Source organism: Ancylobacter sp. GW821-FHT10E12 (assembly GCF_058809335.1).
Genome location: NZ_JBXASN010000008.1, coordinates 71,029 through 82,349 on the forward strand (window position 1 = coordinate 71,029; position 11,321 = coordinate 82,349).

Consider the following 11,321-nt stretch of genomic DNA (forward strand, 5'->3'; position numbering starts at 1 on the left):
CTATGGCCTTGAACGATATCCTTTCACTGCCTGCCGTCTTCCCCGCGCTACGGGTCGGCAGCAAGAAGCAGGCGCTGCAGGAACTCTCGGCCAAGGCCGCCGCCCTTCTCAACCGCGACGAGCGGGAGATCTTCGAAACGCTCAATTCGCGCGAGCGCCTGGGATCGACCGGCGTCGGCAACGGCATCGCCATCCCGCACGGCAAGCTCGCGAAGATGGACAAGCTGTTCGGCATGTTCGCCCGGCTGGACAAGCCGATCGACTTCGAGGCGCTGGACGGCGAGCCGGTGGATCTCGTCTTCCTGCTGCTGGCGCCGGAAGCGGCGGGGGCGGACCATCTGAAGGCGCTGGCCCGCGTGGCCCGGCTGCTGCGCGACCCGGAGGCCGCCAAGAAGCTGCGCGCCTCGCGCGATGCCGCCGCCATCTACGCCATTCTGAACGGCACCGCCGCCTCGGACGCCGCGTAAGCGGCGTCCGTCCATGTATTCCGCGCCGCGCAGGCGGCGTCCGTCCCTAGGTTCCGCGCCGCGCAGGCAGGAGACTCCCATGGCCGATCCGCTCGATTCCGGCGTCCCGGCGCTCGGCGCCGAACAGTGCCGCGCCGCCCGCGCCATGCTGGGCTGGTCGGCGGAGGAGCTCGCCGGGCATGCCGGCGTCACCGGCGCCTATGTCGAGGCCTTCGAGCAGGGCCGCGAGCCCGGCGACGGCGACGATCCGGGGGAGAGCGTGCGCATCCGCCGGGTGCTGGAGGAGGCGGGCGTCGAATTCATCGATGCCGGCCTGCCGAGCGCCGGCGGCGGGCCGGGCCTGCGGCTGCGCTCCAGCCCGTCCTATATCGATTCGGAGAACCTCTCCTCCGCCAATGACGGCTGACGGCTGACGGCGGGCGGCACGCGCCGCGGGCTGTGCCGTCCCTTCCTCATGCCACCCGGCCGTGCTCGGCGAGGAAGTCGAGCAGCGCCCGCACCCGCGCCGGCAGCGGGCCGCCGCCGCCGGGATGCACGGCGTGGAAGCTCTTGCGGTCGCCCGGATTGCAGTGCTCCAGCACCGGCACCAGCCGCCCGGCGGCGATGTCGGCGCGCAGCGTGAAGGCGGCGAGCCGGGCGAGGCCGACCCCCGCCAGCGCCAGCCGCCGCATCGCCTCGCCGTCGCTCGCCTGCACGCGGCCGGGCGCCGGCAGCACCGTGCTCTCCCCGTTCTCCACCAGCGGCCAGCCCTCCACGGCGTGTGCCTGGAAGGCGCCGATGCGGATGTGGCCCTCCAGATCGGCGGGCGTCTTCGGCATGCCCATGCGGGCGAGATAGGACGGCGCCGCGGCGATGGTCATCGCCGTGTCGCCGAGCTTGCGGGCGACGAGGCTGGAGGTCGGCAGCGGCCCGGCGCGGATGGCGACGTCGGTGCGCTCGGCGAGCAGGTCGATGACGGCGTCGGTCTGCGCGATGTCGAGGCTGATGCCGGGATGGCGGGCGAGGAATTCCGGCAGGATCGGCGCCAGCACATGCGTGGCGTAGGAGGCGCTGGTGTTCACCCTTATGCGCCCGGCCGGCCGCTCGCCGGCGCCGGCGCAGCGCTCGGCCTCGTCGATATCGGCGAGGATGCGGGTGGCGCGCTCATAGAAGGCGCAGCCCTCCGGGGTCAGCTGCAGCCGCCGCGTCGAGCGGGCGACCAGCCGCGAGCCCAGCCGCGCTTCCAGCCGCGCCACCAGCTTGCTGACCGCCGAAGGCGTCATCCGGCTCGCCCGCGCGGCGGCGGAGAAGCCGCCCTGTTCCACCACCCGGACGAAGATCTCCATCTCGCCGGAACGGTTGGTCTCGCTGCGCGCCATCTGGTCCCTGATCTCACAAATGATGTGCCGTTCGGCATTCTATCTCATCGAGGCCGGCGGCTCTATCGATAGTCCGGGGTCGGGGCCGCCCGACCTCGGGACGCGCGCAGGGAGCATGTCATGGAGTATCGTCCGCTGGGAAAATCCGGGCTCAAGGTGCCGGTGCTGAGCTTCGGGGCCGGCACGTTCGGCGGCACCGGGCCGCTGTTCGGCGCCTGGGGCACGACGGATGTGGAGGAGGCGCGCCGCCTCGTCGACATCTGCCTGGAGGCCGGGGTCAACCTGTTCGACACCGCCGACGTCTATTCCGACGGCGCCTCGGAGGCGGTGCTCGGCGCCGCGATCAAGGGCCGCCGCGACCGGGTGCTGATCTCCACCAAGACCGGCCTGCCGATGGGCGAGGGGCCGAACGAGGCCGGCACCTCGCGCCTGCGCCTGGTGCGCGTGGTGGAGGAGGCACTGCGCCGGCTCGGCACCGACACGATCGATCTGTTGCAGCTGCATGCCTTCGATGCCGGCACGCCGGTGGAGGAGGTGCTGGCGACGCTGGATATGCTCATTCGTGCCGGCAAGCTGCGCTATGTCGGGGTGTCGAACTTTGCCGGCTGGCAGATCATGAAGTCGCTGGCTGTGGCGGAGCGGCACGGCTGGCCGCGCTATGTCGCCAACCAGGTCTATTACTCGCTGGTCGGCCGCGATTATGAATGGGACCTGATGCCGCTCGGGGCCGACCAGGGGCTCGGAGCGCTGGTGTGGAGCCCGCTCGGCTGGGGCCGGCTCACCGGCCGGATCCGCCGCGGCGTGCCGCTGCCGGAGGGAAGCCGCCTGCACGAGACCGCCGGCTTCGGCCCGCCGGTCGACGAGGCGCTGCTTTATCGCGTGGTCGACGTGCTGGACGAGCTGGCACGCGAGACCGGGAGAAGCGTGCCGCAGATCGCCATCAACTGGCTGCTGCGGCGCCCGACGGTGGCGTCGGTGATCGTCGGCGCCCGCAACGAGGCGCAGCTCATCGACAATCTCGGCGCCGTCGGCTGGGCGCTCGATGCCGGCCAGATCGCCCGGCTCGACGAGGCGAGCGCGGTGACCGCGCCCTACCCGCATTTCCCGTATCGCCGGCAGGCGGGTTTCGCGAGGCTCGACCCGCCGCTGGCGGGGTAGGGGGCGCTTGGTTCGGCGCCCCTTGCCTCGCCAGCGGGACGTCGCCCGCGCGCCTCCTTTCCCTCTCCCCATTGGGGAGAGGTGGCCCGCGAAGCGGGTCGGTGAGGGGGCTTTCGGCCACGGGTCGTTCCCCGCCCCCCTTACGGCGTGATCGCCACTTTCAGCACGCCGTCGCGCTGGTTGGCGAACAGCTCGTAGGCGGCCTCGATGTCGTCGAGCTTGAAGCGGTGCGTCACCAGCGGCTTCAGGTCGACGCGGCCGGCGGCGATGACATCGATCAGCCGCCGCATGCGCTCCTTGCCGCCGGGGCACAGCGTGGTGACGATCCTGTTGTCGCCGAGCCCGGCCGAGAAGGCGCCGAGCGGGATCCTGAGATCGGTCGAATAGACGCCGAGCGAGGACAGCGTGCCGCCCGGCCGCAGCACCTTCAGCGCCGATTCGAAGGTCGACTGCGTGCCCAGCGCCTCGATGGCGACATCGACGCCGCGCCCGTCGGTCAGCGCCAGGATCTGCTCCACCGGGTCGCCGGCCTTGAAGTCCACCACGTCGCTGCAGCCGAGCTGCTTGGCGATGGCCAGCCGCTCCGGCACGGTGTCGACGCCGATGATGCGCGTCGCGCCCTTCAGCTTCGCCCCCGCCACCGCGCACAGGCCGATCGGGCCGAGCGCGAACACCGCGACATGGTCGCCGATCTTCACCGCGCCGCTCTCGGCGCCGGAAAAGCCGGTCGACATGATGTCGGGGCACATCAGCACCTCCTCGTCGGTCAGCCCGTCCGGCACCGGGGCGAGATTGGCGAGCGCGTCCGGCACCAGCACATATTCGGCCTGCGTGCCGTCGATGGTGTTGCCGAACTTCCAGCCGCCCATCGCCTTGAAGCCGTGGCGGGTGCCCGGCCCGTCCTGCGAGCCGCAGCCGCACAGGCAGGCATAGGAATGGCCGCTCGGGGTGATGGCGCCGGCGATCACCCGCTGGCCCTCGCGATAGCCCGTCACCGCCGAGCCGAGCTTCTCGATGATGCCCACCGGCTCGTGGCCGATGGTCAGGCCCTTGGCCACCGGGTATTCGCCCTTGAGGATATGGACGTCGGTGCCGCAGATGGTGGTGGTGGTGACGCGGATCAGCGCGTCGAGCGGGCCGACATCGGGGATCGGCTTCTCGTCGAGGACGATGCGTCCGTTCTCGACGAAGATGGCGGCTTTCATCCGGGCCATGGCGGCGCTCCTGTTGGTTCGGGAGCGGCACCATGGGGCATCGGCGCGACCGCGCCATGACCTCGATCAACAGCCGGCTATCAGCCGGCCGTTCAGCCGACCCCGCGCTCGGCCATCAGCCGGATCATCGCGGCGCGCAGCTCCGGCATGCCGGTGCCCTCGCGCGAGGAGGTCGGGAACACGGTCGGGAACGCCGCCGGCCGGCGGGAGAGCGCCGCCTGCGTCTCCTCGATCCGGCGGGCGAGATCGGCGGCCTTCAGCTGGTCGGCCTTGGTCAGCACGATGGCGTAGGACACCGCCGCCTTGTCGAGCCCGTCGAGCACGCCGAGGTCGATCGGCTTCAGGCCGTGGCGGGAATCGATCAGCACGAACACCCGCGCCAGGTTCGCCCGCCCGCGCAGATAGGCGTGGATGGTGGCGGTCCAGGCGTCGACCTTTTCCTTCGGCGCCTGCGCGAAGCCGTAGCCGGGCATGTCGACCAGGGTCAGCTCCGGGCCGAGGCCGAAGAAGATCAGCTCCTGCGTGCGCCCAGGCGTCACCGAGGTGCGGGCGAGCGCCTTGCGGCCGGTGAGCGCGTTGACGAGGCTCGACTTGCCGACATTGGAGCGGCCGGCCAGCGCGATCTCGATGCCGCGCATCGCCGGCAGCGTCTCGATGGTCGGCGCGGCGGTGAGGAAGCCCCACTCGCCGGCGAACAGCAGCCGGCCGGCCTCGATCTCCTCGGGGCTGTAGCCGCCGGCCTTGTCGTCGCTGGGGTTTTCCAAGCCGCTAGCTCTGCTTCGGCTTGGAGCGCCTGAAGGTGCTCTTGAGATTGTCCCAGAGCTCCACCTTCACGCCGTTCCGGCGCATGATCACCGATTGCTGCAGCACCGAGAGCGTGTTGTTCCACGCCCAGTAGATGACGAGGCCGGAGGCGAAGGACGACAGCATGAAGGTGAACACCAGCGGCATCCAGTCGAAGATCATCTTCTGGGTCGGATCCGGCGGGGTGGGGTTCAGCTTCATCTGCGCCCACATGGTGCAGCCCATGATGATCGGCCACACGCCGAGCATCAGGAAATGACCGATCACCGGCACCTGCGAGGGGTCCCACGGGATGACGCCGAACAGGTTGAACAGCGTGGTCGGATCGGGCGCCGACAGGTCGCGGATCCAGCCGAAGAACGGCGCGTGCCGCATTTCGATGGTGACGAACAGCACCTTGTAGAGCGCGAAGAAGACCGGGATCTGGATCAGGATCGGCAGGCACCCGGCGATCGGGTTGATCTTCTCCTTCTTGTAGATCTCCATCATCTCCTGCTGCAGCTTCACCCGGTCGTCGCCGAAGCGCTCCTTCAGCGCCGCGATCTCCGGCTGCACCGCCTTCATCTTCGCCATCGAGGCGTAGCTCTTGTTGGCGAGCGGGAAGAAGACGCCCTTGATCAGCACGGTGACGGCGAGGATGGCGATGCCGAAATTGCCGACCAGGCGGTAGATCCAGTCGATCACCATGAACAGCGGCTTGGTGATGAAATAGAACCAGCCCCAGTCGATCAGCAGGTCGAAGCGGTCGATATTGTAGGTGGTCTTGTAGCCGTCGACGACGCGCACCTCCTTGGCGCCGGCGAACAGCCGGCCCTCGCGGCTCGCCTTGGCGCCGGGGGCGATGCTGACCGCGTCGCCGAGGAAGTCGGTCTGGTAGGTGAGGTCGGCGCCGGCCTGCGCGGCGGAGAAGCGTGCCTGCACCTTTTCCTTCGGGTCGGGGATGACGGTCGCCGCCCAGTATTTGTCGGTGATGCCGAGCCAGCCGCCGGTGGAGTTGAACGTCTCGGTCTTCTTCTCGGCGATGGCGCTGTACTTGATCTCGTGCAGGCCGCCTTCCGAGGTCACGCCGATCAGGCCTTCGTGCAGGATGTAGTAGCCGAGCGTGTGCGGGGTGCCGTGGCGCGAGACCAGCGCGAAGGGATGCAGGCTCACCTCGGCGGCGCCGGCATTCTCCACCTCGTCGACGACATGGAACATGTAGTCTTTGTCGATGGAGAGGGTGCGGCGGAAGGTGAGGCCCTCGCCATTGTCATAGGTGAGGACGAGCGGGGTGTCCGGCGTCAGCGTGGCGCCGGCCGGGGCGGTCCACACCGTGTCGGCGCCCGGCAGCTTGGCGGTGGAGCCGGAGCCGGCGACCCAGCCGAATTCGGCGTAGAACGGGTTCGGCCCGCCGGAGGGCGAGAGCAGCACGATGATCGGGCTGTCGGGCGCGACGGTCTCGCGATAATCCTTCAGCGACAGGTCGTCGATGCGCCCGCCCTTGAGCGAGACGGTGCCGGTGACGCGCGGGGTGTCGATGGCGACGCGCGGGGTGCGGGCCAGCGCCTCGGCGCGGGTCAGCGCTTTGGGGGCCACCGCGGCCGGTGCCGGCGCGGCGGCGTCGGAGGGGGCCGATCCCGGCGCGGTCGGGGCGGCGGCCTGCTGCTGGGTCTGCTGCTGCGCCTGCCGCTTCTGGTCCATCTGCGGGATGCCGGAGAAATACTGCCAGGCGATCAGCACCACCATCGACAACACGATGGCGACGATCATGTTGCGGTTTTCAGTCGTCATGGGTGGTCTCTCCGTCGGCGTGCGCGGTCGCCTGCACGGCCTTGAGGGGCGCGGCAGGGTTGGGCCGCGCTGGCGGATGCCGGCGCCGGTTCCCAGAATGAAGGCGGGCAATGCCCCGCTCGATATCGTTCACGAGGTCGGTGAAGAGCGTGGTCAGGGCGGCACGCCGGGCGACGATCACATAGTCGAATCCGGGCCGCGCCACGCGAGGCATAGCGTCGCGCACGGCGGCGCGTAGGCGCCGCCTGATGCGGTTCCGCTCCACCGCATTGCCGTGCTTCTTGGTGATGGTGAGGCCGATGCGCGCCGCGCAGTCGTCGGCGCGGTCGCGGGCCTGCAGCAGTAGCGGCCCGGAATTGGCCCGAAGCCCGCCCGCGGCGGCCAGAAAGTCCTTGCGCTTGACGAGCCGGTCCATGCAGGGCGCCGTTCCTCAGGCGAGGGGGAGGCAGGCCCAAGGCCTTTTCACCCGGGCTGCCATGTCGACCGCAAACATGCCGACCGCAAACATGCCGACCGCAGACATGTCGACCGCGACGATCCTGGCCGCGGTCACGTCAGCGGTCGGGTCAGGCCGACAGGCGCTTGCGACCATGCGCGCGGCGGGCTGCAATGATCTTGCGGCCGTTACGGGTCGCCATGCGCGCACGAAAGCCGTGCCGGCGGGCGCGCACGAGCTTGCTCGGTTGATAAGTGCGCTTCACGGGTGTCTCTCCGCATTAGGTTTGCGCCGCCCGGGACCGGAATGCCGCCCATCGCGCGGGCGGCGAGAGTGTCGCGGCGCCCATGCGTCAATACGGGAGACGTCCCGGCCGCCAGGGCAGCCGAGGTTCGGAGGCGGCTTATAGGGGCGCCGGGCGGCCAAGTCAACGCGAGTCGGCGTGAATGGCGCGGGGGACGTCGGTTCGCCGCCGATGCTGCGACGGCGAACGCGGCCGGGCCACAGGCATGCGGCGATCAAGCCCGCCGGCCGGGAGCGTCCGGGGCGGGGAACGCCACGGCGCGCATCGATGAATTCCCGCGCGCCGGTGAACCGCCGCCGGCCGCCGGCCGTAGGAAGAGCGGTGCTTCCTGTCGGCGGACAGGGAGGTTGCCGGCAGGCATGCGACGGGTCGGCGGACGGGCCGGCTTGCGGGCGGCGATCACGGGGGGTCTCGCCCATGCCGCATTCGACCTTATATCTTTCACGAATTCGTGCGGAATGCCGTGGCTTCCGTCTGGCTTAACGGCGGCACGAGATTAGATAAGGCTGCGATGACGACGCATCTGAACGCCGCTTCGCCTTCCACGTCGCTTCCCGAGCGCAGCGCGCCGCCTGTCGAGGCCGCCGTGCCCGAGGAGGCCGCGCGTCCGTCGTTCCGCCATCTCGGCCTTTCCGGCAAGCTGCTCGCCTTCACGGTCGCCTTCGTGGTGCTGGCCGAACTGCTGATCATCGTGCCGTCGATCGCCGCCTATCGGGTGAACTGGCTGTCGGACCGCCTCGCCGCCGCCCGCACCGCCGCGCTGGTGCTCGACGCCGCCCCGCAGGACATGATCCCGCCGGAGCTGACCCGCGAGCTGCTCGGCAGCGTCGGCGCCATCACCGTCGCCCTGAAGCGCAACGACACCCGCCGGCTGCTCGCCTCCTCCGACATGCCGCCGGAGGTCGACCTGCATGTCGACCTGCGCGACGTCTCGCCCTGGCAGGCGGTGACGGAGGCGGTCGACACGCTGTTCGCCCGCGACGGGCGCATCGTCCGCGTGGTGGGCACGCCGCCCAAGCTCGGCGGCTTCGTGGAGATCGTCATCAACGAGACGCCGCTGCGCAAGGCGATGCTGCGCTTCACCCGCAATCTCGTCCTGGTCTCGCTGGTCATCGCCGCGCTCACCGGCGGCCTCATCTATCTCGGCCTCGCCTGGATGTTCGTGCGGCCGATGCGCCGGCTCACCCAGCGCATGATCGCCTTCCGCGAGGCGCCCGGCGCGCCGTTCCTCGCCTTTGACCCGTCGACCCGCATGGACGAGATCGGCCAGGCCGAGCGCGAGCTCATCGAGATGCAGCGCCAGATCCGCGATACGCTGCAGCAGAAGAACCGGCTGGCGGCGCTCGGCCTCGCGGTCTCCAAGATCAATCACGACCTGCGCAACCTGCTCGCCTCGGTGCAGCTGCTCTCCGACCGCCTCGCCATGATCAGAGATCCGGCGGTGCAGCGCTTCGCCCCCAAGCTGGAGGCGGCGCTCGACCGCGCCATCGCCTATTGCGAGCAGACGCTCGCCTATGGCAAGGCGCAGGAGCCGCCGCCGGAGCGGCGCATGGTGGTGCTGGCGCCACTGGTGGCGGATGTGCGCGACACGCTCGGCCTCGGCGCCGGCGAGGACGGGCCGTCCATCGGCTGGGTGGAGGCGGTGGAGCGCGGCCTCAGCGTCGATGCCGATCCCGACCAGCTGTTCCGGGTGCTGCTCAATCTCTGCCGCAACGCGCTGGAGGCGCTCGCCGCCCGCGCGCCCAACGATCCGGTCCGCGACCAGATCCGCGTCACCGGCCGCCGCGAGGGCTCGATGGTGGTGGTCGAGGTCGCCGATACCGGCCCCGGCGTGCCGGAGGCGGCGCGGGCCCACCTCTTCGAGGCCTTCCAGGGTTCGGCGCGGCGCGGCGGCACCGGCCTCGGCCTCGCCATCGCCGCCGAGCTGATGCAGGCGCATGGCGGCGAGATCCGGCTGGTGCCGGGCACGATCGGCGCCACCTTCCAGCTGCGCATCCCCGACCGGCCGGTCGATCTCGACGCCCACCGGGCGCTGCGCTCGCATGGGTGAGCGCGCGCGCCGGGCAGCGCGCCTTGTCGCTGGCCTCATCGGCCTGATCGGGCTCATCGTACACCTCACTGCACTCACTGGACACGCCGTCGCGGCGAGCGTGAGCGTCGCTGGTGCCGAGGTTCTCGTGGACGGAAAGCCGTTCCGCGTTCGCGGCGCGGCGGGGGAGGCGGCCTTGGGCGAGCTCAAGGGGCTGGGTGCCACCACGGTCCGCACCTATGGCGGCGATCCGGGAGCGATTCTCGAGGCCGCACAAGCGGTTGGCCTGAAGGTGATCGTCGGCCTGTGGGTCGAGCATCCGCGTCGCGGCGACGACTATGCCGACCGTGCCTTTGTCGGGAGGCAGCTCGCCGAATTTCGGCAAGTCATTGAAAAATATCGCGATCATCCGGCGCTGCTGATGTGGGGTATCGGCAACGAGGTCGAATCCGAGCTCGCCGACGATGCCATGGTCTGGCCGGCGATCGAGGAGGTTGCCGCCATGGCCAAGGCGCTCGATCCCGCCCATCCGCGCATCGCCGTGCTGGCCGAGACCGGCGCCGACAAGGTGCAAAAGCTGCGCGAGCAGGTGCCGAGCATCGATGTGCTCGGCGTAAACTCTTATGGCGACGCGCTTTATTCGGTTGCCGCCCGCGCCCGCGACCAGGGATGGACCGGGCCGATCGTCGTCACCGAGCTCGGCGCCCGCGGCCAATGGCAGGCCGCGACCGCCCCCTGGGGCGCTCCTTTCGAGCTCACGTCCACCCAGAAGGCGATCGAGCTCCGCCGCTATCTCGCGGCCCTGGGGCGACAAGATATTGGTATCATTCTGTTTTTCTGGGGGTGGAAGCAGGAGGTGACGCCGAGCTGGCACAGCCTGCGCCTGCCCTCCGGCGAATGGACCGAGGCCTCCGAATCGATGGCCGAGGCCTGGGACGGCGGCACGCCGGGCGGCAACCACGCCCCGCGCATCGCCTTTCTGCGCCTCGCTGACCATCCCTCCCAGCCCTTCGCCAGCGTCGCGCCGTCGCAGGGCTGGGAGGTGGTTCTGGAGGCGAGCGATCCCGACGGCGACAAGCTGGATATCCGCTGGATCGTCCGCGAGGAATCGCGGATCCGTACCGTCGCCGGGGACTTCGAGCCGGAGGCCGCGACGGTGGCAGAGGCGGCCGAGCCGACGCCGGGCGGTGCGCGGGTGCGACCGTTACCCATTGGAAAATATCGCCTTTTCGTAGAGATCCGCGACGGGCGCGGTGCCGCCGCCACGGCGAATCTGCCCTTCGAGGTGCGGTGACGGCGGGCTGTGGACAGCCCGCGCGCGGCGATGCTGTCCACAGCCCCGGCAGATTTGCGAGCGCCTGAACGCGACAGGGCTGTTGCATTGTCGATGGAAACAAGGTAGCTCACGGACCTCTCGCGAGGGGCATCGCCTCCGCGACGACGGCTTGCCGGTCCCCGCGACCGCTGCCGGGCGCCCGTAGCTCAGCTGGATAGAGCACCAGACTACGAATCTGGGGGTCAGGAGTTCGAATCTCTTCGGGCGCGCCAAATCTTTCTCACCACCCGTGAGACCGCTTAACATCTTGAACGGCAAGGACATATCCGCCGTTCTAAAGCCCTCATTCCGCGCATATCGCAGCCGGTCGGCGAAGACCAGTTTCAGCACCGTCTTCTTGTCCTCCAGCCGTCCCGAACTCCAGAGATTCCAGGGGTTTGAGAGGAAGTCGAGCGCCGTTCTAAGCGTCTGGTCGAAACTCGACTTCGGACGGCCCGCGTCGGCC

11 protein-coding genes and 1 tRNA gene are annotated in these 11,321 nt (G+C 69.9%); 6 read left to right on the top strand and 6 right to left on the bottom strand.

All coding sequences use genetic code 11. The annotated features are described in order from the left end of the window. The first annotated feature begins 2 nt into the window (after positions 1-2). The gene (gene ptsN, locus AC1RU4_RS12490) at positions 3-467 is read left to right on the top strand and encodes a PTS IIA-like nitrogen regulatory protein PtsN (protein WP_492891421.1); all 465 of its coding nucleotides are present in this window, start codon (positions 3-5) and stop codon (positions 465-467) included. A 79-nt stretch (positions 468-546) separates the two neighbouring features. Beyond that, complete coding sequence (locus tag AC1RU4_RS12495) at positions 547-873, top strand: helix-turn-helix domain-containing protein (RefSeq protein WP_492891422.1); 327 nt, start codon at positions 547-549, stop codon at positions 871-873. Between the two features lie 46 nt (positions 874-919). On the opposite strand, the gene AC1RU4_RS12500 is transcribed toward AC1RU4_RS12495, so the two are convergent. Continuing rightward, positions 920-1,825, bottom strand: a complete 906-nt coding sequence (locus tag AC1RU4_RS12500) for a LysR family transcriptional regulator (RefSeq protein ID WP_492891423.1) — start codon at positions 1,823-1,825, stop codon at positions 920-922. Positions 1,826-1,945: 120 nt separating this feature from the next. Between AC1RU4_RS12500 and AC1RU4_RS12505 the strand changes: the two genes are divergently transcribed. Further along, the gene (locus tag AC1RU4_RS12505; protein ID WP_492891424.1) at positions 1,946-2,983 is read left to right on the top strand and encodes an aldo/keto reductase; all 1,038 of its coding nucleotides are present in this window, start codon (positions 1,946-1,948) and stop codon (positions 2,981-2,983) included. Positions 2,984-3,123: 140 nt separating this feature from the next. On the opposite strand, the gene AC1RU4_RS12510 is transcribed toward AC1RU4_RS12505, so the two are convergent. From AC1RU4_RS12510 to rpmH, 5 genes are all read right to left on the bottom strand, one after another. After that, positions 3,124-4,197, bottom strand: a complete 1,074-nt coding sequence (locus AC1RU4_RS12510) for an NAD(P)-dependent alcohol dehydrogenase (RefSeq protein ID WP_492891425.1) — start codon at positions 4,195-4,197, stop codon at positions 3,124-3,126. Positions 4,198-4,289: 92 nt separating this feature from the next. Then, positions 4,290-4,961 (bottom strand): ribosome biogenesis GTP-binding protein YihA/YsxC, encoded by a 672-nt coding sequence (gene yihA, locus AC1RU4_RS12515; protein ID WP_492891426.1) that lies wholly within the window; start codon positions 4,959-4,961, stop codon positions 4,290-4,292. Positions 4,962-4,965: 4 nt separating this feature from the next. Continuing rightward, positions 4,966-6,771 carry a membrane protein insertase YidC gene (gene yidC / locus AC1RU4_RS12520; RefSeq protein WP_492891427.1) on the bottom strand — a complete coding sequence of 602 codons (1,806 nt, stop codon included), beginning with the start codon at positions 6,769-6,771 and terminating at the stop codon, positions 4,966-4,968. Continuing rightward, positions 6,761-7,186, bottom strand: coding sequence for a ribonuclease P protein component (gene rnpA / locus AC1RU4_RS12525; RefSeq protein ID WP_492891428.1), 426 nt, complete (start codon positions 7,184-7,186; stop codon positions 6,761-6,763). The genes yidC and rnpA overlap by 11 nt, the downstream gene beginning before the upstream one ends. A gap of 151 nt (positions 7,187-7,337) precedes the next feature. Further along, a complete protein-coding gene (gene rpmH / locus AC1RU4_RS12530) occupies positions 7,338-7,472 on the bottom strand; it encodes a 50S ribosomal protein L34 (protein ID WP_213340341.1) in 135 nt (44 codons plus the stop codon). Positions 7,473-8,022: 550 nt separating this feature from the next. Between rpmH and AC1RU4_RS12535 the strand changes: the two genes are divergently transcribed. The 3 genes from AC1RU4_RS12535 (at position 8,023) to AC1RU4_RS12545 (ending at position 11,088) form a co-directional block, all read left to right on the top strand. Beyond that, positions 8,023-9,561, top strand: coding sequence for a sensor histidine kinase (locus tag AC1RU4_RS12535; RefSeq protein WP_492891429.1), 1,539 nt, complete (start codon positions 8,023-8,025; stop codon positions 9,559-9,561). Beyond that, entirely contained in the window at positions 9,554-10,834 is a 1,281-nt protein-coding gene (locus tag AC1RU4_RS12540) for a glycoside hydrolase 5 family protein (RefSeq protein WP_492891430.1), read from the top strand. Before AC1RU4_RS12535 ends, AC1RU4_RS12540 begins: the two co-directional genes overlap by 8 nt. Before the next feature lie 177 nt (positions 10,835-11,011). Next, positions 11,012-11,088: transfer RNA gene (locus tag AC1RU4_RS12545), tRNA-Arg, on the top strand. Positions 11,089-11,321 lie beyond the last annotated feature (233 nt).